The sequence below is a fragment of the Legionella sp. D16C41 genome (assembly GCF_048541585.1).
Lineage (GTDB): Bacteria > Pseudomonadota > Gammaproteobacteria > Legionellales > Legionellaceae > Legionella_C.
Genome location: NZ_CP183303.1, coordinates 669,713 through 692,982 on the forward strand (window position 1 = coordinate 669,713; position 23,270 = coordinate 692,982).

The following is a 23,270-nucleotide window of genomic DNA, read 5'->3' on the forward strand; positions in this document are numbered from 1 at the left end:
CCAACTATGTAACAACGGTTCTTTTGTCTAGCAATTAAATAGTAACTAATTTAAAATAGAGCATTTTTTATTCAGCTGTCCTTCCTTCATATGAAAAAAATAACTATCTTTCAGGAGTCTTTGCTAGTTTCTGGTATTATGTGTTTTGATAGTTGTGGTAATACAATTCAAAGCCTACTTCATGCTTGTATTAATGAGTGTATTGAAAAAAAAATGCTTCCTGCAGATGCAGAGTTCATTGTCGATGCAGAGCCTAATGGTTTAGGTATCCATCGCTTAACAATTTCTATCGAAAGTGAGGCAGTTGATTTTTCTCCACCAAAAAATTTCCATGATGAACTTTTAGCTAAAATTAAAGAAGATATAATTTTTGACGTCATTGATGGTCAGGGCGAACAACAAGATAGCAAACATAAAAAAGCTAATTGGATAAATATATTAATCAATTTAATTGCTATAGGGTTAATTATTACTTTGGCATTTGTTTTTCCTCCTTCAATTTTATTGACTGCTAGTTTAACTATACTGTCTTTTCTTACCACAGCCTTTACTGCGCGTGAGTATCTGCTTAATTTTTTTCGTAACTTACGTACCAGAAAATTAGCCAATATGCCTACTACTATTAGCCTTGGCTGGTTTTTATCTTTAGCGCATACTATTTTTCATAGTGTGGCGATGCCTTTAGCTATTAGTTTTTCTATGGTTTTTATGAGTTTTATCATGCCAATTATATTAATAACCTGTATTAATGGTATGGATGAAATTAAACGCCTTGTTCTAGAAAAATCTAAAAAGGTTCAATTAAAAGGAATAAAGGCTTTATTTCCACAAATGTCTGAAAGATACCATTGTTATCAATTATCGCAGGCTCAATTAGAAATTTTATCGCATAGATTAGACATGCTTCTTAAAAGTAAAAATCAAAATTCTTCTCAGTCTATTTCTTTAAATGATATAGATGACAATGTAATTTTCATTCAGGAAATATTAAATACTGCAGCAACACAAGAGAAACAACGAAATTTACTACGAAAAGGTATGCTTATTGAGATTCAACCTGGTGAGTGCTTTCCTGTTGACTGTATTTTAGTTCAAGGTAATACAATTATTGATGCATCTCTTCTAACTGGTGAGTCACAACAAAGTAAGCAACTTTGGCAAAATATTCCTGCAGGAGCTATTAATCTTGGCCAAAAAGTAACAGTTTATGCCACCAAGAATACTTATAATAGCACTGTTAATAGTCTATTGTTTCGTTCAAATCGTCCTAGAAATACTGCTACTTCAGAAGCAATACCTCAATTTGCTTATATTTATATGGCGTTAGTTGGTGCAGGAATGGTTGCAGCTATCTTTGCTCCCATAGCTTTTAGTGTTATGGCTACTGCTTTAATTTTACCAAATGTGATTGGTATTTTATTTTCAGTATGTCCTTGCACCATCGCAATCGCTCATCAATTGCCAAAGTTAATCAGTGTTCATCATCGCAGTAGTAAGGGTATTCATCTACGTGATGAAAGCTTAGCAGTTGGCCAGACAGATGAAATACATACTATTGTATTTGATAAAACAGGGACATTAACTACCGGTAATTCTTTAGTAGAATCATCTGATATTGCGCTTAATTCACCACTATGGCAAAGAATTTATTTGTTGGAAAAATTACATGGAAGAGGTCATCTCCTAGCTCGGGCAATTCAAAATTATTATGAAGCAAATGCAAATAATCAACTTCTCTTTGATGAAGTCAAAGAGCATAAACTAGATGAGCAAAATCGTGGCTTAACTGCTCGAGTGCAAGAAAAATTAATTCAAATTGGAAGTGCTGAATATCTAAAAAATAATAATATTATTCTTCCTGAACTCGATAAAACCAAAATTGCCCAAGGTTTTTCAGCTGTTTACGTCGCAGAAGATGGTATTTATAAGGGCGCTATCTATATTAAACATGAAGTAAGAAAAGGGATTATTGAAGCACTCTCTCGTCTAAAGAATGAAGGAAAAAAAATCATCATGTTAACTGGTGATAATCTTTTATCGGCTAGAGGGTTTAATAAACAAATTAATTCTATTTTTGCTGAGGAAGATATTCATGTAGGTCAAACGCCGCAGGATAAAGAGGATTTTCTAAGAAAAATTATGGATAACCCTGGCGTTAATCCTAAGGGAGTATGGTTTGTAGGCGACGGTTTAAATGATGCTCCGTGCTGTCGAATCGTTTCGGAAAAAGGTGGTGTGAGTTGCGCAATGGACTCCAGTGATAAAACTGCATTTTTTACTGATATTTGTTTGAATGGCTCATTAAATTATTTATTCAAACATAATAAGTTAAACCGCTCTTTACAGCAAAATACTATCCAAAACCAAGGAATTTTAATTTATAGCACCATTGCCTCCCTAGCTTTTATTATTAGTTTTTCTATAGCAGGGATTGCTGTTTCACCATTAATTTCTATGACTATTATGTTATCAACAACACTGTTTGTTTTATTTAATTCTTATCGAACACAGCTAACAATTGACAATGCTCTTGATGAGGCTATTTCATGGCCTAAAAAACTATTAGGCTCAAATCTCTCTATTGGACTGTTATTAGGGGCAAGCGCTTTAATCATTGGCAGTGTGTTAGCTGCAACCATTGCCACAGGTGGTTTAGCATTACCAATTATTACGTTTACAACGGCTATCACAGCTTTCAGCAGCGTTTGTACTTTATCAGCCATAGGCTTATTTAGCGCATTTGTCTTGTTATTATCAACTACTTTGTTATTTAAAAAGAATAATCCAATCACAAATACATTAAGTTTAAATACTGACCAACGAGTTAATTCTAATTCATCGATATCCACTAAGCCACTTATTAAAGAGGAAGTAAGTAATACCAAGTTCTTGCTTAGCCAGAACCTTAAAAAAACTGCTAGCCAAGAACAAGAAATAAATGAGGATGTAAGGCCGAGTAGCTTTATTTTTAGTTAGGGTGCCTTGTTAAGTTTAAAAGTTAACTAAAATTTAATTTTATAGTTAAATGACTAGTTAACGTTTTACACATACTTTAACATCCATAGCATTTTTAATAGCATGGGGTTTACTTACACTGACTGAAACTTGATTTAGCTTAAATTCTTTTTTAATTAAATTTGCAACACTATCAGCAACCGTTTCAATTAAATTAAAAGAATTGGATTCAACAAAAGTAGTCACTAATTCTGCTAACTTAGCATAATCAATTGTTTTATTAATATCATCAGCACAGTTAACAAAATCTGAGGGAATAGAAATATTTAAGAGTAAGCGCTGTATAATTCGCTTTTCCCACGTATGTATGCCGATTTTGGTAGCTATAGTAAGGCCTGTGATTTCAAGGCTATCCATTCAAGGTATCCTTTTAAAAATTAAAGTAGATGTCTAATAGCAAGTTTTAGTTGACAAAATAATAAGCAAAAAGAAGTCGCTTGTATGACTATTAATTAATCATTCGATTAATTAATAGAGTTCTTACGTAACCCGCATTTTTTGCTGCATGGCAAGTATCTATCAAGTGCTCTTTTATTCTAACGCTGCTTTTTGCAATGCTTACATCTTGTCCTAAGATAAAATTTATGATTATTGTTAGAGCTATAAGTACGGTCATAAATTTAACTTGCTACTGTAGTTAAATTAGCATAAATATAATAGCAAAAATATAAAAGCTTTAAACCTGCCAGATTGATGGTTGCTTCAGTAAAGTTTTAACAAATTACTTAAAATGGATTTATGAGAAATTTAGTTATGTTTAAATATATTAATTTAATAGATGCTCAACAAAAGTTAGCTTTAGCTGGTAAAATATCTTGTCTTTATGACCCTATTAGCTATGAAATTCCAAGCGATCCCGTCTTTGTCTATTATGAGCAAAACCAATTTGTTAGGTTATTTTCTAAACAATCAATAATAGGATTACAAAAACAATTGCAAGAGTGCCATCAATTAGTAAAAGAAGGAGAACAAGACAAATCATATATCAAATTAGCATTAAAACAGCACATTCCTCGTAATACAACAGAAGCTATTTATAAAGATTTACTACTTGCTATGGTCAAGGAAGGTTTTAGTATTAACCGTCTTGTAAAGTCATGTGAGGTACTAGATGCAATAATCTTCTATTTGTCTAATATGTCTCTAAACTCCAATTTCATCATCACTACAGAGGATTTACCAAGAGAGCTTATTTTTGTTATTCAATATATAACTCAACTTCATCAACTAATTTTAAATCAGCAAGAACAAGATTCTGAAGTTGAATATCTGCCAATTAGTGTATTTCTAGAAGAGTTAATTTTGCTGCAAACAGCAATTGTGGAAGAAAACAGAAAAAAATTATTTGCTCCTACAGGGCAATCACTTAGTTTAAATGAAGTGCTTTGTCCTTATAGCCGAGCAATAATTAATGTAGAGAAAACATTAGCAAGTGCTGACCTAGCTAAGATCTTTTTAAAGTTAATTATAGCAGTTGTTAAAATTTCTAATTTAGAGAGCTTAGAAGTAAAAGAGTTTTTAAGGAATCAAAAAGATAATTATTTAGAAGAAGCTTGCCAAGAGCTTAATAATTATATTACTAAAAAGCCTAACTATTTTACGCCGCAACAAAATAAATTTCTTAATGATATAGGTATTTCTAGGATTATCGAGCATGATCGTATGCTTAAATTAAGTAAACGATATAACCACCTTTGGAGTAGGAAAAAAAGCTTTACAGAAAATACACTTACCATACTTAATGATTATTCTAAATTACATACAACTTCACCACCATTTAGCCTATTTATAACCTGCCATTGGAATAGAAAACATCACTATATTGTTAAACAAGCAATTCAACGTATTCAAAATAATGTCTCAGTTAAACAAGTCATTGCTGATCTAGAGATACAGGCTCGTGATAATCCTCAATTTAATGTTGGCGGATCTTTATCGCGGCGATTAGAATTTATTAATTTACGTTTAAAACATATAGATGAAGTAAAAAATAAACTACGTTATGAAAATGGAATAAAACTAACCTAAATTATAAAAACGTATTACATTATGACCTATTAAATTTAGCATTCTTATCTAAGCTAAAAGTGGTAAAATATTGTTTTTTCTTCTGGATTTCTATGATTGATGTTAGCAATTCTCTATTCATTCGTGCTCTTCATCGCAAGCCTATTGCGCGCACCCCAGTGTGGTTGATGCGCCAAGCAGGACGTTATTTACCAGAGTATCGTGAAGTACGAGCTAGAGCAGGCAATTTTCTAAATTTATGTCAAAATCCTGAATTAGCTTGTGAAGTGACATTACAGCCTTTACGCCGCTACCCTTTAGATGCTGCTATTGTCTTTTCGGATATTTTGACCATTCCTGATGCTATGGGTTTAGGATTGTACTTTGCTGAAGGAGAAGGGCCTTGTTTTCATAAACCATTACACTCAGCAAAATCAATCGAAACCTTAGCTGTTCCTAATATAACTAAAGAGCTATCTTATGTATTTGCGGCAATAAGATTAATAAGGCAAGAAATGCCAACTAATTTACCCTTGATAGGGTTTACTGGTAGTCCATGGACATTAGCTTGCTATATGGTTGAAGGCAAAAGCAGTCGTAATTTTAACCGTATGATGCAATTACTTGACATACAGTCAGAAATAGCTCATACCTTATTAACAAAGCTAGCGCAAGCTGTAACTAGCTATTTAATTGAACAAGCCCGTGCGGGTGTAAATGCTATAATGATTTTTGATACATGGGGTGGACTGCTAACTACAGAGCAATATCAGCAATTTTCCCTAAATTATATGCAGCAAATTGTTCATACTTTTAAAGAGCACTACCCAAGTATACCAATTATTTTATTTACTAAGGGTGGCGGTCAGTGGTTAAAACAGATGGCTGCTACAGGCTGTGATGCCTTAAGTTTAGATTGGACTTGTGACTTAGCTTATGCGCGCGCCTTAGTGGGTAGTCAAGTTGCTTTACAAGGTAATTTAGAGCCTGCTTCATTACTGCAAAGTGATGCTACTATTCGTGAAAAGGTGAAAAGTATTTTAGCTTCTTATGGTTATGGTAGTGGCCATATATTTAACTTAGGTCATGGTATTACCCCTGATATTCCACCTGAAAAAGTGGCGGTGCTAATTGAGGCAGTAAGAGAGTTTAGTCCAGAATACCATACTAATATATGATAATTGAAAGCTCTTTTAAGCCAGCATGGTGGTTACCTTCTGCACATGCTCAAACTATCTATCCTACGTTGACACGTAAGATTAAGGCCCCTATTGATAAAATTGAACGAGTCGAGTTAAGTGATGGTGATTTCGTTGATCTCGCTTGGGCTATTAATGGATTAACCGCTGATTCTCCTTTAGTTATTTTATTACATGGTTTGGGTGGCAGTGTTCAATCTCCTTATGCTGCGGGTTTGATGCATGCTTTAAATAAGCAAGGTTGGCGTGCTGTTTTAATGCACTTTCGTGGTGCCAGCGATGAACCTAATCGGTTACCTCGAGCCTATCATTCAGGGGATACTGCAGATTTTAACTTTGTAATTAATCGTTTTGCGAGGCTTGAACCCCATACTCGTAAGGCAGCAATCGGCGTTTCAATGGGTGGTAATGTTTTATTAAAGTGGTTAGGTGAAAACAGTAAACAAAATTTGCTAGTAACTGCAGTTGCTGTTTGTGTTCCTTTCCAGTTACGACTTGTTGCAGATCGGGTTAATCGGGGCTTTTCAAAAGTTTATCAAAAACGTCTTCTACGACGTTTACAACAGATTTTTATTAATAAACGGGCAACGAGTACCTCACCTTTACCAGAAGCTTTTAAAGATGTGGAAAAATGGCAATGTTTTTGGACTTTTGATGAATATGTTACAGCCCCTCTCCATGGTTTTACGAATGTTTATGAACTTTATCGCAAAGCAAGCTCTTATAATTATCTTCCTTATATAACTACACCAACATTAATTATTCATGCTAAAGATGATCCTTTTATGACACCAGATATAATACCTCCTGCTGAGCAGTTACCTGATTGTGTAATTCTAGAGCTAAGTAAAAAGGGTGGCCATGTAGGATTTATCAGCGGCAATATTCCTGGTCAGCCTATTTATTGGTTAGATGAGAGAATACCTAGTTATCTAAATTCTTTTCTTAATTTAAGTTAAATTAATCTTTGTAAAACTACTGCCTTTTAATTATTACTTAGTTATTATCTTGCAGAGATAAGATAAGTAAATAGCAGTTTTTTTAATATAATAACAATTTGATTGATTCATTCTACCTCTGTTTTAAATTCACAATTAAATGTTGACTAAATTAACATGGCTTTTATTAATCATAAGTGACGTTTCCATAGTAAAAATAATATTTAATGGAACAAAGATACGACTAAAGATTAATGATATTTATTATTGCCAAGGAGTATTTGATGTTAAGGTATAAAGAAAAAGAGTTAACTAAACTTGATGGTAATTTGGGTGGAAAAAATCAAACAAAAGGGTTTTATAGAGATCAAGAAGGATGTATTTATTTTATTAAAAAGCCAGATGATAATAAAGAATTGTTCACTGAACTATTAGCTGGCTTATTATTAAAAGAATTTAAACAGCGAAAACTTATACCTTCGCAATATTTTGATTCTTTAATTCACGCAGATTGGATTAAATTTGAAGACGGCTCTTATGGGTTAATTCAACCTAAGGTAGACTTTACAGAATTATATAAAATAATTGGTACAGGATTTAAAGATAACTCAGATCGTAACCCACTTATAGAAATGCTAAGTGGACCAAATTATTATACATTATTAACCTCTGAGCTTAAGCCTTATTATGGCTTATCTATAGCATTAATGTTCTCAATGCTTTTTGGCGATTATAGTGTACATAGTGGTAATGTTGTATGTATTAAACAGGTATTAGAGTCTAATAATAAAACAGCAACACAGTTTGCTCGTATAGATTGGGGCGCTGCATTTCGCTACTTTGGTTATTATGAAGATATACTTAATCCTTTTGAATACCAAGGATGGTTTAATTTTAAATTATATACCAAAGGATATATTTTTAATTACAAAAAAATCAATGGGTTATTTCCTGCTATTGCTCAAAGAGCACAATATTTTCAAGCTGAAATTAATGATAATTTCATAGATAATATTGTTTTATGCGCTTTGAAAGAAATACCAAAAGATTTACTTAGTCAATCTAGTCAAGCAATTTTAGCTAAGTATTTAGGTATCCCATCTTTTGCCCAAATAGATTTTGCTAAAGGCGAGAACTATCAACCATTTGTTATTGATTTCTCAAAAATTTTAATAAATCGTTTAACCAGATTATGTCAATTAAAAGACTTAACATATGAGCGTAATTTTTTATATCAGAGTATGATTTTTGTTAAGCCAATGAACCATGAAGTAAAAACTAACTATCTTGCTAATGTTTTAGAGAGCAAAGATGAATTAAATTATAAAAACTTAGAAGATGAAAATCAAATTAAAAAATTAGTTGAAAGGTTTTCTAATGAGTTATTAAATGATCCAATATTTATATCAATTTTAGATGAGGGACATATAGTAAACATTATTCCTGAACTCATAAATAATTTATTAAAATTAAAAAATTTTTATAATGAAAAGCTGGCAATTTGTAAGGGAAGCAATAATTTAGATGATTCTAATTCTTTAGAAGACTTTTATAAAAATTCTATTTTAATTTTTTTATCTAATAAAGATTGCGCTGTAAAAGCAAGAAATTTACTAGAAATTACTTATAAATATTTTTACACTGAAGAATGTAAATCATTTTTATTTAAAGATGCTTTAGCTCTCTTAAATGACTTATTTAATAATACCGTGTTAATAGAAAAAAAACATCATAAAATGAATGAGAAAAATAGATTTTTCAATTTTGAAAGCCCTGATTTTAACTCTAAATATTCTGCATCAACCAATAATTTTTTATGTAAATAACATTCATTAAGAATGTTATATTTAAGTTAATTATCTTAACAACTTAGTAAAAGCTAGGAGTATGGATAGGTGGGACTCTAAACTAAGCAACAGTATAAATGATTAAATTTATGCTGATCTAATTGATTATTTTTTTTTACAGTGGCACAGTAATAATTGCAAGGATGTTAACTTTAAAATAAACAGGAGTTTATTATGCGAGTCAACAATTATATTGCGCCTTTTATTTTAAGTCCAATTTTAGCGTTTGCTAGTCCTCAAGATAGACAAAAAAATGTAATATTTTCAATGCCTTTAGTGCCTAAAAATACCATCATTAAGCATTATTCTACTGAAGTAAATCAGCTATCACAAAATATATTTTTAGCGCGAAAAGATTATCCAACGCAAATTGTACGTGTTAAAGGTAACGTAGAAAATTTAAATTTAACTTGTGAGGAGGTTAATGAAGAAATCGATAAGGTTTTTATTCAAAAAATAAATCCCGATAAGTTTTATTATAATACTTATATTTTTTGTGGATATAATCCAGATAACCATTACGCAGTAAATTTTGCCATTAATAGTTATTTTGACCCATTAAGTAATGAAGCAATTGATTATTTACAAAATTATTTAAATCAATTTAATGGTTACAATTTGTTAGGGACAAAATTTTATGTCGAGAATGCCAAAGGTGTTGTAGCAGCTTTAACGATTAATGTTGGCACTAAAAAGGATCCTGGTGGCCCATTAATTTTAGTGAGACAAGATCATAGCAACTTCTACTTTAATAATAATTATGATATGCGCCGTGAGCTTATAAGTGATATAAGATCACGTTTCTTTGCTACTGATCAAGAAACACTACTTGCTTTCTTTGATAAATGGGTTTTTCCTCATGCTGGTAATTTTTATCAACGTATTTTAAAAGATTCAAATTATATGGAAGCTCAGCCTGAAGCTATTTTTTTAATGGAGAATGAGCCGCCCTTATTTGTGTCAAATTTAAAATATTATTACTCTAATAATTGTGCAACAAATCCTAATAAGCATTGTTTATAGCACTTTAAAACGACCCAAAAGTTCTTTTTGCTTTTGAGTCGTTCAATAATACGAAGGATTCCTACTAATTAACTTCTAGATAATATTACAACAAGTTTGTTGATCAGGGACATGATTAAATTGTTCTCTGGCTCTTGCCTGCCCCACATTAAACAATATATTAGGAGAGTGACCAATTAAAGACTCCCGATTTTGTATAGGTTGATTTATTGTATTGCCTATAAATTCTTTAAACTTCCCATCTAGAAATACACTTTTATCAATACTAATTTGTTGACTTAAACTTTGTTCGTTACCAATATTATTGGTTTGTAAATTGGCATAAGCGTGCGGAAAAAGTTTATTAATTTTTTCTATCAATTGTTTTGCAGCATTAGTGGATAAGCCTTCTATATAGAGGGTAACATTATATATAGCCTCAATATTATTATTATCTTCAATTAAATAAGCCTCCGTAAGCTTTTCATCAATACTAAATGATTTAAGTAAAGCTTTGGTAACTAGTGAGCAATTCAATTGCTTTCTCTGGGTGGTATATTGTTCTTGAAAAAGTATTAATAACTGTTCGGCAGAAATGTATTGATAAGTTTGCCCGGCCTGATAGGCTTCTTTAAGCCTAGGTTTAGTCGTTAATGTAGTGATTAAACAACCATACCAGTCAGGTAAAATTTTCTCTATTAGTGTTTTTAAATCAATTTTAATTTTATTATGCTCTCCATTTAATACTGACGCTGTTTCAGTACCATACTGCTTATTTAAGTAATTGACTAAGCTTAAATTATTTTTAGCGTCCAAATCTGATTCTAAGAGCAAAGCTTTGGAGGGATGCGCCAAATAAGTGGAAGAAATCGCTTCTTCATAAATATTACAAAAAGTAGGAAATTGGGTTAATTTAGCCATCTGAGCTAAAATATTAGCAAAGATATCACTGTGATTTTTATCTATCTTAACGGCTTTGGTTAAATGACTAAGTATGAATTGGAAATAATCATAATTATAGGTAGATTTAAATCTAAGTATCGCACTTGGATTAAGTTGAATATCATTACTTAATGCTGCCTTGCATAAGGCATAATGAACAGCTTGCTGTAATATTTTAGGCGTTACCTTGTCATTATCGCGTGTTAGAAAACTATTAATAGTTTTTTTTTCTAATCGTAGAATTGGTATTATATAATAAAGAAGCTCATTAGTCTGTTTGTTTTCTGGAAGGGAACTAAATTCATTTTGTAATAAATTATTTAAAGTATTAGCTAGCTCTTCTAATAAACCTATTTCATCGTCTAATAAACCTATTTCATCGTCTTTTGTTTCGCTAATTTGTAATTCATAGTCCAAAAAATCAATTACAGATGTTAGCCAATTACCGTTTAGTGCAATAATTTCCTTGTTAATCTTTTCTTGTATAGGTAAAAAATAAGATTTAAGCTTGCTGCTGTCGTTTCTACTCAAGTAAGCATTAATTTGTCTTGCAAGTTTAAATAATAAATTTTTTACATCTAACTTAAAACAAAAAGGCACACCAGCCATATTACGAGTAATGCATTCTAATGTTAAGCATAATTGGATAAGGCCTAAATCATTAACTTGCTTCTGGCTAGCTTTATTAGTAGATTTAACTAATTTAATTTTTGCGAGTTGCTCATTTAGGAGCGCGCGGATGATATTGTCTATTTGTTTAGGGAAGTCTAAAATTGTATTAATATTAATTTTAGATTCAAGCGTACTTGTATTGGCTATAAATTTAGAAAGTCGCTGCCAGCTTGTTAAAATTTCTTCAGCTACTTCTGCTTTATTGTCTATAGCGAAATTCATGCGGGTTACTAATATTCCTTTGAGTTCATCTAATCTAAAGTAATCATTTGTTTTAACTTCGCTTTTCATCTTCTCTATTATGCTATATAGAATACAAGCATTAGTAACATCAGTAGTTGATATAAGTTGTTTCTCGTAATTAGTTAATCCTAAATTTATGTTTACAGGTAGATGTAATGAATAGAAGTTAATATTACCTAAGTAATCAAAAATTAAAGTTAATGAATCATTAGTAGATGGTTTAGAAACTAAATCGGGAAAATAATGAGCTTTAGTAGGCATTGAATATCTCCATAATATATATAATGTACTTCAAAAGATTTTTTACCATAACTATTAGTGCTGTAATGTTATAGCGTTGCCCACTAAACTTTATACTTCAAGGTTAATTACAATTAGCTTAATTCATATTACTTGCTATGCCCGGTGCTACCTTGAAAAGTTATGTTTTATCTAAAGCTTAGTGGCCAATGCTATAGGTCCTTTAATAACTGAACTAAACTGGCTATTTAGCCAAACTAATTAACTTACGAAGTTAAATTTTGCGCTATGAAAGCAGTCTATTTAATTTAACTTTCTTTACTATATAGCTTTGTGCGAAAAGTTTTAGAGTAGGTTATAACTGTTAAGGTTTACCTGGCTTCTTAGCTATGGGTGGCTAATCTAACTTAAAATAATTTTTTTCTCAATGTGTTTATTTTTTAATAAGATATATTTTATAAATTGAGTGAGGAATTCATGAAACTGCACTTATTAAATAGCCAGTCATTAAACTGGCTATCTATAGATAATCCGAGAAATTACTGTTTAAATTCACGACTGAGTTGAATAGCCATTTCTAAAGATTGTTCATAATTAAGTCTAGGGTCGACTAAACTATGATAGGCTTGCTTAAGATCTTCTTCATTTAGACCACGAGCTCCCCCTATACATTCAGTAACATTTTCGCCCGTTAGTTCAAAATGAACACCGCCTAAATAACTAGACATATCATAGTGGATAGTTAATGCTTGCTGTAATTCAGATAAGATATTATCAAAGTGACGAGTTTTAATGCCTTCTGGAGTGGTTTCTGTATTTCCGTGCATAGGATCGCAAGCCCACGTCACAGGAATTTTTGTTCTTTTAACTTCTTCAATAAGAGGAGGCAATAGTTCGCTAATATCTTTTGCGCCTAAACGCGTAATAAGCACAACTCGTCCTTCTTCATGCTTAGGATTTATCCTAGTTAAAATTTCTTTAAGCCAGTCACCTGTAGCTGAAGGGCCTACTTTAATGCCAATTGGATTTTCGACACCACGTAAAAACTCAAGGTGTGCGCTATCCAATTGTGCTGTACGCATGCCTATCCAAGGAAAATGAGTAGATAAATTATACCAACCATCTTCAAATTGTCGGGTTAACGCTTGCTCATAGTGTAAATGTAAGGCTTCATGAGACGTATAAAAATCAACTTTATTCAGACTACTACTGCGAATACCATCAATAGCTTCTAAAAATTCTACAGAGTCAGCAATTGATTTGACAATTTCTTTATATTCATTAGCTTGTGGAGAGTGTTCTACAAAACTTAAATCCCATTGCTGAGGATGATTTAAGTCTGCAAAGCCACCACTAACAAGTGCGCGAATATAATTAAGCGTCATAGCAGCGCAACTATATCCTTGTAACATAAGCTTAGGATTTGGAATACGCGATTGTGCATTAAATTGTTGTGAATTAACTAAATCTCCGCGATAACTTGGAAGCGTAATTCCATTAATTGTTTCAAATTCAGAAGAACGTGGCTTAGCATATTGCCCAGCAATACGACCTACGCGAATGATTGGCTTACGCATGCCATAAAGTAAAACTAAGCTCATTTGAAGCATAATTTTTAATTTATTATTAATGATTTCAGAGCGACAATCATTAAAAGATTCAGCGCAATCGCCACCTTGCAAAATAAAAGCTTCACCTCGGCCTGCTAAAGCAATTGCTTTTTTTAAATTTCTTATTTCGCCACTAGTAACTAAAGGCGGCAAAAAACTTAATTGCTCAACAACACGTGTAACTTGTGCTGGATCAGGATAAGTTGCTGCTTGTTGATATGAAAATTTTTGCCAAGAAACTGGCGACCATGCACTCATAGAAAAACCTTTTTGCCTAGCCTAGTAGCTAAGTATGCGATAAATGATCATGAGCTGCAAGTAACAACAGAGAGAGTAAGGAAGTTTATTTAAAACTATAGTTACTCGCCGCTAAATGTTTGTATAAAGTCTCATAATAGCTAACTAACTTAAATCAATTATAAAAAACTTTCTTTAAGGGCTTGAATTTTTTACACTTGCCCCCAGCTTAGTTGGTCAAGCAATTCGGGAGCGTTTTTCATGAGTGACAATAGCACCAAAGATTGGAAAAAATTTAGAGAAAATAATGAACATTTAGACGAAGAATTAGAAAATGAAGATATAGAAAATATTGAAGAAGAGGTAGAAGAAAAGACACAGTCAACTGACAATAGTGCTCTAGATCATCCTAGTTATGCCGCTTTAGAAGAGCAATTAACACTAGCAGAACAAAAAGCCCATGAAAACTGGGAAAAAGCGGTGCGTGCTGTAGCTGAGCTTGATAATTATAGACGTCGAGCAGAACGAGATGTCGCTAACGCTCATCGGTATGGTTTAGAGAAATTTATTGCGGCTCTATTACCAGTATTAGATAGCCTTGAACAAGCATTACAAATAGCTGAGAAAGATAAGCAAGAAGGAATGTTAGAAGGATTGCAGTTAACGCTAAAACTTTTCTTAGACGTATTAAATAAATATGAAGTAGTGCCAATCGATCCACTCGGGGAAGCATTTAACCCACAAGAACATGAAGCTATGTCTATACAGGAAGTGCCAGATGCGGTACCCAATAGTGTAATAAACGTGTTTCAAAAAGGTTATAAATTAAGTGATCGGGTGGTTCGCCCTGCACGTGTTATCGTAGCGAAAAATAAATCTTAATGAAAAAGCTAAATGATGACTTGAAATCACTAAATTTTACCCCATATGTGAATCATTGCAGCTTAAACTTCTTACTTGGAGCAGAATAAATATGGCAAAAATTATTGGAATTGACCTAGGAACGACTAACTCGTGTGTAGCGATAATGGAAGGTGATAAGCCACGTGTAATAGAAAATTCAGAAGGTTTACGTACTACACCTTCTATTGTCGCTTTTACCGATAATGACGAAATTTTAGTAGGACAAGCAGCAAAACGCCAAGCCGTAACTAATCCTGAAAATACTATTTTTGCAGCAAAACGCCTAATTGGTCGTCGTTATGATGATCCTATAGTCCAAAAAGATATTAAAATGGTACCTTACAAGATTGTACGGGCTGACAATGGTGATGCTTGGATTAGAGTAAAAGGCCAAGATAAGGCCCCACCACAAATATCTGCTGAAGTTTTACGCAAAATGAAAAAAACAGCAGAAGATTACTTAGGTGAAGAGATTAAGGAAGCGGTAATTACTGTACCTGCTTACTTCAATGACTCTCAAAGACAAGCTACAAAAGATGCCGGACGTATTGCTGGCCTTGAAGTTAAACGTATTATTAATGAGCCTACAGCAGCAGCACTTGCTTATGGAATGGATAAAAAGCGTGGTGATGCAACGATTGCTGTTTATGACTTAGGTGGTGGAACATTTGATATCTCCATCATTGAAATTGCTGAAGTTGATGGTGAGCATCAATTTGAAGTATTAGCAACTAATGGTGATACTTTCTTAGGTGGGGAAGACTTTGACTTAGCTTTAATTGAATACCTAGCTGCTGAATTTAAAAAAGATACAGGTATTGATTTACATAGTGACCCTCTTGCCTTACAGCGCCTTAAAGAAGCTGCTGAAAAAGCAAAAATAGAATTATCATCAGCTCAACAAACAGATGTTAATTTACCTTATATTACAGCAGATGCTTCAGGCCCAAAACATATGAATATCAAGCTAACACGCGCTAAGCTTGAGTCATTAGTAGAAAAATTAGTTGAACGTACTATTGAGCCTTGCAAAATAGCTCTAAAAGACGCAGGTCTTAATGTTTCTCAAATTAGTGAAGTTATTTTAGTTGGTGGCCAAACAAGAATGCCTCTAGTACAAAAAACAGTACAAGAAATCTTTGGCAAAGAGCCACGTAAAGATGTTAACCCTGATGAAGCTGTGGCGGTAGGTGCTGCCATTCAAGCTGCAGTCCTATCTGGGGATGTTAAAGATATTCTTTTATTAGACGTAACTCCCTTATCATTAGGTATTGAAACACTTGGCGGGGTAATGACTAAACTTATTGAGAAGAATACGACTATTCCTACTAAAGCTACTCAAGTGTTTTCTACTGCTGAAGATCGTCAAACAGCCGTGACTGTCCATGTTTTACAAGGTGAGCGTGAGCAAGCAGCAGCGAATAAATCTCTAGGTCGTTTTGACTTAAGTGATATTCCACCAGCGCCTCGCGGAGTCCCACAAATTGAAGTAACCTTTGACATTGATGCAAATGGTATCCTTAATGTATCGGCTAAAGATAAAGCAACTGGCAAGGCACAGTCCATTGTTATTAAAGCTTCTAGTGGTTTAAGTGAAGAAGAAATTAATAATATGGTTAAAGATGCTCAAAGTCATGCTGAAGAAGATAAGAAATTTAAAGAAATGGCAGCTTTGCGTAATCAAGCCGATAGCTTAATTCATAGCAGTGAAAAGTCCTTAACTGATTTAGCAAATGAGTTAGCTGAAGATGAGAAACGGGGTATTGAAACAGCTATTTCTGAACTTAAGGAAGCCGTAAAAGGTGATGATAAAGCGAAAATAGAAGATAAAATAAAAATTTTAACTGATGCTTCTGGGAAAATGGCTGAACGCATTTATGCTAAGAAATCAGCAGAAGGCCAAGCTGCGGGGCAACAAACTGAGCAGACAGCGCATACTGAACAATCGCCTAAAGATGATAGTGGTGTGGTTGACGCTGAGTTTGAAGAAGTTAAAGACGATAAGAAATAATTATAAAAACTTCTTAAAGTCTACCAAAGATGGATTCTTAGAAAAGAGAGTGATAGAGGTAAATATGACTGTCTTATAAGGATCCATTAAGGTATTAATAGGTTTAAAGTTAAGTATATAATTAACTTAATAGAGTTTTGCATAGCCTATAGCTTTTTAGAATGTTATAAGGCTATCAAAGAATGGGAAGGAGTGTAGAAAAACACTCCTTTAAGTTTTATTGTCAGCTAAATGCAGTTATTAAATTGGTGTTAATATGGACCAGCGGGATTATTATGAGGTGCTTGGCGTTAATCGGAACGCTGATGATGGTGAAATAAAAAAGGCTTATCGTAAATTAGCGATGAAGTTTCATCCGGATCGTAATCCCAATAATGAAGAGGCTGAGGAAAAATTTAAAGAAATTCAAAATGCTTATGCTATTCTCTCAGACTCTCAAAAGAGAGCCATGTATGATCAGTATGGTCATGCAGGTGTCAACTCTGCTGGCGGCGCTGGTGGTTTTGGTTTCGGTGGATTTGGTGATGTATTTGAGGATATCTTTGAAAATATTTTCTCAGGTGGCCGTTCTCGCCAATCGCGGGCACACCGTGGTGCTGATTTACAATTTAATGTGCAATTAACTTTAGAAGAAGCAGCAGTTGGTAAACAAATAGAAATTACAGTTCCTCGCCATGCAACTTGCCAGATTTGTAGCGGCTCAGGCTCTAAGCCTGGTTCTTCACCTAAGAATTGTGAAACTTGTAATGGTGTAGGCCAAATACGTATTCAGCAAGGTTTTTTCTCTATTCAACAAACTTGTCCAAGTTGCCACGGTGAAGGTACCGTAATTAGTGATCCCTGTTCAAATTGTCATGGCCAGGGGCGAGTGCGTGAAAGCAAGAAACTCACAGTAAAAATTCCAGCAGGCGTTGATAATGGTGACCGAGTTCGATTAAGCGGTGAAGGTGAGGCTGGGCTTCACGGTGGTTCTCCTGGTGACTTATATGTACAAATCAATATTAAGGCGCATAGTATCTTTGAGCGTCACGAAAATGACCTTCATTGTGAAGTTCCTATAAGCTTTGCTACTGCAGCTTTAGGGGGAACGATTGAAGTGCCTACCTTAGAAGGACGAGTAACATTAAAAATCCCATCTGAAACACAAACTGGTAAAGTCTTTCGTTTAAGAGGGAAGGGTATGAAATCAGTCCGTGGGCATGCCCCAGGTGATTTATTGTGTAAAGCTGTAGTAGAAACACCAGTTAACTTATCTCGAGAACAAAAAGACTTATTAGGTAAATTACAAGAATCATTAGAAAGTAGTAAAAAAACGCATTCACCTAAGTCTAGTAGTTGGTTCGATGGGGTCAGAAAATTCTTTGAAGATATGAAATTTTAAATCTAAATTAATCTGTAAAACAGGCTTCTTCGGAAATTATTAGCGTTGGGATTTGGCCATTAGTAGTAGCTTCTGAAGAACCTAATATTTATGAATTTCTACATTTTAAACAGTAGGACCGACTTATAAGGCTATACTTAATAACCCATCATTCGGTATAATATGCAACCATCAGTAGTTTTAGTTTGTATTAGTTCGATATAAGGTTTTTTCTCATGGTTCATAAACCCGCAATTTTAGCGCTTGCCGATGGCACAATAGTAGAAGGTATTTCAATTGGTGCCAATGGTGATTGTGTGGGTGAGTTGGTATTTAATACCGCTATGACAGGATATCAAGAAATGCTCACCGATCCTTCTTATGCACGTCAGATTATTATGTTAACTACAGCGCATATTGGGAATACAGGCTGTAATGATGAAGATATGGAGTCATCTCGAATCTGGGCAGCAGGTCTTGTAATGCGTAATTATTCACCGATAGCGAGTAATTATCGCTCTAATCAATCCTTATCCGATTGGCTTAAGAAAAATAATATTGTTGCTATTTCCGGTATTGACACTCGACAGTTAACAACATTAATAAGAGAAAAAGGGGCGCTTGGCTGCTGTATTAGCACGATTGTTGATAAGCCTGAGCTTGCCCTAGCTAAAGCAGAATCATTTAGTGGTTTAAATGGTATGGACTTGGCCTGTGAGGTTTCAAGGCAAACAGTTGAACGTTGGGATCAAGGGCGGAAACAATGGGGAGAAAATTCAAAACCATTGCAATATCATGTAGTCGCTTATGATTTTGGCGTAAAACATAATATATTACGCATCCTCTATGATAAAGGTTGCCATGTTACACTAGTTCCTGCTCAAACCAGTGCAGAAGAAGTCTTAGCATTAAATCCTGATGGCGTATTTCTATCTAATGGCCCTGGTGATCCTGAAGCCTGCACATATGCTATTGAAGCAACTAAAAAATTTTTACAAACTGAAATTCCTATTTTTGGTATTTGTCTAGGATTCCAAATTTTAGCTTTAGCAAGTGGAGCTGAATCTGTGAAGATGAAATTTGGCCATCATGGTGCTAATCATCCTGTAGTAGAAACCTTCGAGCCTAAGCGTGTATTTATTACCAGTCAAAACCATGGTTTTACAATTGATGAAAAATCCTTGTCTAATAATTGGGATATTACTCATCGTTCTTTATTTGATCAGTCTCTACAAGGGATTAAGCATAAAACAAAACCTGCTTTAGGTTTTCAGGGTCATCCTGAGGCAAGCCCCGGCCCTCATGATATAGAAACTATTTTTGATCAATTTATAACGATGATGCATAAGACAAATAACTAATTTTAGCTTAAAAGCTAAAATTTACTAACCAATGTTATCTCCTAAGTTAAAATTTTAATGGGAGCTAACTAAAAATAGCCTAGCTCAGCATTAATTAACAAAATTTATTTTTAAAGCTGAGCTTAAGTTAACTAAAGAGGGATAAAGTGAACGAATTTTATGTTTTTACTTCCGAATCAGTTTCTGAAGGTCATCCTGATAAAATTGCTGATCAAATTTCAGATGCTATTTTAGACGCTATTCTTAGCGAAGATCCTAACGCACGAGTTGCTTGTGAAACCTTAGTAAAAACTGGCATGGTTTTGTTAGCTGGCGAAATTACCACTTCTGCTTGGGTTGATGTGGAAGAAATTACTCGTAATGTCATTAAAGATATTGGTTATAACAGTTCAGAAATGGGATTTGACTGGGCTTCTTGCGCTATATTGTCAGCAATTGGTAAGCAGTCACCTGATATTTCGCAAGGTGTAGATAATCTTGAAACAAAAATGCTTGGTGCAGGGGATCAAGGTCTAATGTTTGGTTATGCGAGCCGAGAAACTGATGTCTTTATGCCAGCACCTATCGCTTATGCTCACCGTTTGATGGAAAGACAAGCTTATCTTCGAAAGACACAAAAGTTAACATGGTTAAGACCTGATGCTAAATGTCAATTGACCCTACGCTATGAAGAGGGTCAGCCTGTGGCTATAGATACAGTGGTTTTCTCAACCCAGCATGATCCGTCTATTCAATACAGTGATTTAATTGAGGCAGTTCATGAAGAAATCCTTAAACCTATATTGCCAAGTGATTGGTTAACAAACGCTACACGCTATTTTATTAATCCGACAGGTCGTTTTGTTATTGGTGGCCCTCTAGGTGATTGTGGTTTAACAGGTAGAAAAATTATTGTAGATACTTATGGTGGTATGGCAAGACATGGCGGTGGATGTTTCTCTGGTAAGGATCCTTCCAAAGTTGACCGTTCGGCAGCTTACGCAGCCAGGTATGTTGCTAAAAATATTGTTGCTGCCGGAATTGCTGATAAATGTGAGATTCAACTATCTTATGCAATCGGTGTGCCTGAGCCCACTTCAATTAGTGTTAACACGTTTGGTACAGGTAAATTATCTAATCAAAATATTGTTAATTTAATAAATAATAATTTTGATTTAACACCACAAGGTATTATTGATCACCATGATTTATTGCGCCCTATTTACCGCCAGACTGCAACTTACGGGCATTATGGCCGTCCTAATCTGCCTTGGGAACGATTAGACAAAGTAGATGTCTTAAAACAAGCGCTGTAAAAATTAATCTTTTTATTTACAACCTCAACTTTAGCCGGTTTCACTGAGAATAGGCTAAAGTTAACCTTATTAGATATATTGCATCTTAGTAAAGGATAATTTATGAATACAACTACAGTTGCTGCCAGTAAAACCTTCAATGATTTTAAAGTCGCAGACATCTCGCTCGCTGCTTGGGGTCGTAAAGAAATTGCGATTGCTGAAACAGAAATGCCAGGATTAATGGCTCTAAGAGAAGAGTTTAGGGCAGAGCAACCTTTAAAAGGTGCGCGTATTGCAGGTTGCTTACATATGACTATTCAAACTGCAGTATTAATTGAAACGTTAATTGAACTCGGCGCTGAAGTACGTTGGTCTTCTTGTAATATTTTTTCCACTCAAGATCATGCAGCGGCAGCAATAGCTGCAGCAGGTATTCCTGTATTTGCTTGGAAAGGAGAAACTGAGGGCGAATATTGGTGGTGTATTGAGCAAACTATTTTGGCTAAAAATGGTTGGCGGCCCAATCTGATATTAGATGATGGCGGGGATTTAACCTTTGTTATTCATGATAAGTATCCTGAGTTATTGCAAAATATTCATGGAATTTCAGAAGAAACGACAACGGGGGTAGCAAGGCTTTATGATATGGCAAGAAAAGGTTTGTTAAAAACCACAGCCATTAATGTTAATGATTCAGTTACTAAATCAAAATTTGATAATCTGTATGGTTGTAGAGAATCACTCTTAGATGGCCTAAAACGTGCAACTGATGTAATGATTGCCGGCAAAGTCGCTATTATTTTAGGTTATGGCGATGTAGGTAAAGGCTGCGCTCAGGCATTACGTGGGCAAGGTGCAACCGTTTTAATTGCCGAAATTGATCCTATTTGTGCCTTACAAGCAGCAATGGAAGGTTATCGCGTTGTGACTTTAGATGAGGTTGCTGAGCAAGTAGATATTGTTGTCACAGCTACTGGTAATTATCATGTAGTGACTCATGAGCATATGCTAAGGCTGCGTCATCAAGCAATAGTATGTAATATTGGGCATTTTGATTCTGAAATCGATATTCAAAGTCTGCGTCAATATCAGTGGGAAAATATTAAACCGCAAGTTGATCATGTCATTTTTCCAGACGGCAAGCGTATTATTGTACTTGCTGAAGGTCGCTTAGTTAATTTAGGTTGCGCAACAGGCCATCCTAGTTTTGTGATGTCTGCCTCTTTTACCAACCAGGTGTTAGCTCAAATTGAATTATATAAATTTGGATGTAATTATGCTCAGGAAGTTTATACGTTGCCTAAACATTTAGATGAAAAGGTAGCAAGGTTGCATTTAAAGCGAATTGGTGCAAAGCTAACTAAATTAACAGAGCAACAAGCTCAATATATCGGTGTTGATTTGGATGGGCCTTATAAACCAGATCACTATCGTTATTAATAAAAATTAATTATAAGGTTATGGTTTAAGTACTAATATGCAAGATTTCATTTATTTTATTTTACATATAGATACCTATCTAATAAATTTTGCTGCTGCATATGGTACTTGGACTTACCTTGCCTTATTTGCAGTTATTTTTTGTGAGACAGGGTTCATTATTACGCCATTTTTACCAGGAGATTCTCTACTTTTTGTTGCGGGAAGTTTTGCTGCTTATCCCGATAGCCCACTTAATATCATTGTTCTTTTTTTACTCTTAAGTGGTGCTTCTATCTTAGGCAATCAAATTAATTATTTAGTAGGTAAAATTATTGGTCCACGCGTATTCACGGCAGAAGATTCATGGCTTTTAAATAAAAAACATTTAAAGCGAGCGCACCAGTTTTATGAATACCATGGTGGCAAAACAATTTTCTTTGCTCGTTTCTTACCTATCATTCGCACTTTTGTTCCTTTTGTAGCTGGAGTAAGTTATATGCGTCTGGCTCAGTTTTCGTATTACAATGCATTAAGTGCGGTAGTTTGGATTGGTAGTTTATTATTTTTTGGTTATTTTTTTGGTAGTATTCCTATTATCAAAGAAAATTTTCCTATTGTTATTTATAGCATCATTGTCCTTTCTTGTTTACCACCGCTAATAACGTTTTTAGTTGCACAAGGTAAAAAAGGAAAATGCTTTAAAAAACTATCACTGACAGCTAATCTTAAACGAAAAAAATAGTAACTGTTTACGGGATAGTCTTGAAACTTGGTGAAAAATTAGATTTTCGTACATCGCCAAAGATAGCCTTTTGAGGCATAGGGTGTAAATACTTACAAACAAGGTATTTAACTGCTCATTTATTTCTTATATAAGGTATTTTTTTCGGCACTTTTTTGTCAAACCTTAACTTATCACTAATAGTTTTGCAAGAATTCTATTTTATGTTCAAACACTGTGCCTCAGTAAAGTCATCAAAGTAA

Annotated in this window: 16 protein-coding genes; 13 read left to right on the plus strand and 3 right to left on the minus strand. The window is 34.0% G+C overall.

What is annotated here, in order from left to right:
* Nucleotides 1–90 precede the first annotated feature (90 nt).
* A complete protein-coding gene (locus ACNVED_RS02985) occupies nucleotides 91–2,976 on the plus strand; it encodes an HAD-IC family P-type ATPase (RefSeq protein WP_419420279.1) in 2,886 nt (961 codons plus the stop codon).
* Nucleotides 2,977–3,033: 57 nt separating this feature from the next.
* Here ACNVED_RS02985 and folB read toward each other — a convergent pair whose 3' ends face one another.
* Complete coding sequence (gene folB / locus ACNVED_RS02990; RefSeq protein ID WP_419420280.1) at nucleotides 3,034–3,372, minus strand: dihydroneopterin aldolase; 339 nt, start codon at nucleotides 3,370–3,372, stop codon at nucleotides 3,034–3,036.
* A 396-nt stretch (nucleotides 3,373–3,768) separates the two neighbouring features.
* Here folB and ACNVED_RS02995 point away from each other — a divergent pair, with 396 nt between their 5' ends.
* From ACNVED_RS02995 to ACNVED_RS03015, 5 genes are all read left to right on the plus strand, one after another.
* Nucleotides 3,769–5,043, plus strand: coding sequence for a DUF5617 domain-containing protein (locus tag ACNVED_RS02995; RefSeq protein ID WP_419420281.1), 1,275 nt, complete (start codon nucleotides 3,769–3,771; stop codon nucleotides 5,041–5,043).
* A gap of 92 nt (nucleotides 5,044–5,135) precedes the next feature.
* Nucleotides 5,136–6,200 (plus strand): uroporphyrinogen decarboxylase, encoded by a 1,065-nt coding sequence (gene hemE, locus ACNVED_RS03000; RefSeq protein WP_419420282.1) that lies wholly within the window; start codon nucleotides 5,136–5,138, stop codon nucleotides 6,198–6,200.
* A complete protein-coding gene (locus ACNVED_RS03005; RefSeq protein ID WP_419420283.1) occupies nucleotides 6,197–7,180 on the plus strand; it encodes a hydrolase in 984 nt (327 codons plus the stop codon). Before hemE ends, ACNVED_RS03005 begins: the two co-directional genes overlap by 4 nt.
* A gap of 233 nt (nucleotides 7,181–7,413) precedes the next feature.
* Nucleotides 7,414–8,985 (plus strand): hypothetical protein, encoded by a 1,572-nt coding sequence (locus tag ACNVED_RS03010; RefSeq protein WP_419420284.1) that lies wholly within the window; start codon nucleotides 7,414–7,416, stop codon nucleotides 8,983–8,985.
* A gap of 195 nt (nucleotides 8,986–9,180) precedes the next feature.
* Entirely contained in the window at nucleotides 9,181–10,029 is an 849-nt protein-coding gene (locus tag ACNVED_RS03015) for an Lpg0189 family type II secretion system effector (RefSeq protein WP_419420285.1), read from the plus strand.
* Nucleotides 10,030–10,104: 75 nt separating this feature from the next.
* Here the strand turns inward: ACNVED_RS03015 and ACNVED_RS03020 are convergent, their stop codons facing one another.
* Together ACNVED_RS03020 and ACNVED_RS03025 are read right to left on the minus strand one after the other, a co-directional pair.
* Nucleotides 10,105–12,126: a hypothetical protein gene (locus ACNVED_RS03020; protein WP_419420286.1), complete on the minus strand. Its 2,022-nt coding sequence runs from the start codon at nucleotides 12,124–12,126 to the stop codon at nucleotides 10,105–10,107.
* 518 nt (nucleotides 12,127–12,644) lie between these two features.
* Nucleotides 12,645–13,973 (minus strand): 3-deoxy-7-phosphoheptulonate synthase class II, encoded by a 1,329-nt coding sequence (locus ACNVED_RS03025; RefSeq protein ID WP_419420287.1) that lies wholly within the window; start codon nucleotides 13,971–13,973, stop codon nucleotides 12,645–12,647.
* Nucleotides 13,974–14,213: 240 nt separating this feature from the next.
* On the opposite strand from ACNVED_RS03025, the gene grpE reads away from it, so the two are divergent.
* From grpE to ACNVED_RS03060, 7 genes are all read left to right on the plus strand, one after another.
* Nucleotides 14,214–14,834, plus strand: coding sequence for a nucleotide exchange factor GrpE (gene grpE / locus ACNVED_RS03030; RefSeq protein WP_419420288.1), 621 nt, complete (start codon nucleotides 14,214–14,216; stop codon nucleotides 14,832–14,834).
* 91 nt (nucleotides 14,835–14,925) lie between these two features.
* Nucleotides 14,926–16,866 carry a molecular chaperone DnaK gene (gene dnaK, locus ACNVED_RS03035; protein WP_419420289.1) on the plus strand — a complete coding sequence of 647 codons (1,941 nt, stop codon included), beginning with the start codon at nucleotides 14,926–14,928 and terminating at the stop codon, nucleotides 16,864–16,866.
* A 256-nt stretch (nucleotides 16,867–17,122) separates the two neighbouring features.
* Nucleotides 17,123–18,247 (plus strand): molecular chaperone DnaJ, encoded by a 1,125-nt coding sequence (gene dnaJ, locus ACNVED_RS03040; protein ID WP_419420290.1) that lies wholly within the window; start codon nucleotides 17,123–17,125, stop codon nucleotides 18,245–18,247.
* A 215-nt stretch (nucleotides 18,248–18,462) separates the two neighbouring features.
* A complete protein-coding gene (gene carA, locus ACNVED_RS03045; protein ID WP_419420291.1) occupies nucleotides 18,463–19,587 on the plus strand; it encodes a glutamine-hydrolyzing carbamoyl-phosphate synthase small subunit in 1,125 nt (374 codons plus the stop codon).
* A gap of 146 nt (nucleotides 19,588–19,733) precedes the next feature.
* Nucleotides 19,734–20,882: a methionine adenosyltransferase gene (gene metK / locus ACNVED_RS03050; RefSeq protein ID WP_419420292.1), complete on the plus strand. Its 1,149-nt coding sequence runs from the start codon at nucleotides 19,734–19,736 to the stop codon at nucleotides 20,880–20,882.
* 102 nt (nucleotides 20,883–20,984) lie between these two features.
* Entirely contained in the window at nucleotides 20,985–22,304 is a 1,320-nt protein-coding gene (ahcY, locus tag ACNVED_RS03055; protein WP_419420293.1) for an adenosylhomocysteinase, read from the plus strand.
* Nucleotides 22,305–22,341: 37 nt separating this feature from the next.
* Entirely contained in the window at nucleotides 22,342–23,028 is a 687-nt protein-coding gene (locus ACNVED_RS03060) for a VTT domain-containing protein (protein ID WP_419420294.1), read from the plus strand.
* The last annotated feature ends 242 nt before the right edge of the window (nucleotides 23,029–23,270 follow it).

Coding starts and splice junctions, on each gene's coding strand:
- ACNVED_RS02985 (WP_419420279.1), top strand. CDS start 91: ATGAAAAAAATAACTATCTTTCAGGAGTCTTTGCTAGTTTCTGGTATT.
- folB (WP_419420280.1), bottom strand. CDS start 3,372: ATGGATAGCCTTGAAATCACAGGCCTTACTATAGCTACCAAAATCGGC.
- ACNVED_RS02995 (WP_419420281.1), top strand. CDS start 3,769: ATGTTTAAATATATTAATTTAATAGATGCTCAACAAAAGTTAGCTTTA.
- hemE (WP_419420282.1), top strand. CDS start 5,136: ATGATTGATGTTAGCAATTCTCTATTCATTCGTGCTCTTCATCGCAAG.
- ACNVED_RS03005 (WP_419420283.1), top strand. CDS start 6,197: ATGATAATTGAAAGCTCTTTTAAGCCAGCATGGTGGTTACCTTCTGCA.
- ACNVED_RS03010 (WP_419420284.1), top strand. CDS start 7,414: ATGATATTTATTATTGCCAAGGAGTATTTGATGTTAAGGTATAAAGAA.
- ACNVED_RS03015 (WP_419420285.1), top strand. CDS start 9,181: ATGCGAGTCAACAATTATATTGCGCCTTTTATTTTAAGTCCAATTTTA.
- ACNVED_RS03020 (WP_419420286.1), bottom strand. CDS start 12,126: ATGCCTACTAAAGCTCATTATTTTCCCGATTTAGTTTCTAAACCATCT.
- ACNVED_RS03025 (WP_419420287.1), bottom strand. CDS start 13,973: ATGAGTGCATGGTCGCCAGTTTCTTGGCAAAAATTTTCATATCAACAA.
- grpE (WP_419420288.1), top strand. CDS start 14,214: ATGAGTGACAATAGCACCAAAGATTGGAAAAAATTTAGAGAAAATAAT.
- dnaK (WP_419420289.1), top strand. CDS start 14,926: ATGGCAAAAATTATTGGAATTGACCTAGGAACGACTAACTCGTGTGTA.
- dnaJ (WP_419420290.1), top strand. CDS start 17,123: ATGGACCAGCGGGATTATTATGAGGTGCTTGGCGTTAATCGGAACGCT.
- carA (WP_419420291.1), top strand. CDS start 18,463: ATGGTTCATAAACCCGCAATTTTAGCGCTTGCCGATGGCACAATAGTA.
- ahcY (WP_419420293.1), top strand. CDS start 20,985: ATGAATACAACTACAGTTGCTGCCAGTAAAACCTTCAATGATTTTAAA.
- ACNVED_RS03060 (WP_419420294.1), top strand. CDS start 22,342: ATGCAAGATTTCATTTATTTTATTTTACATATAGATACCTATCTAATA.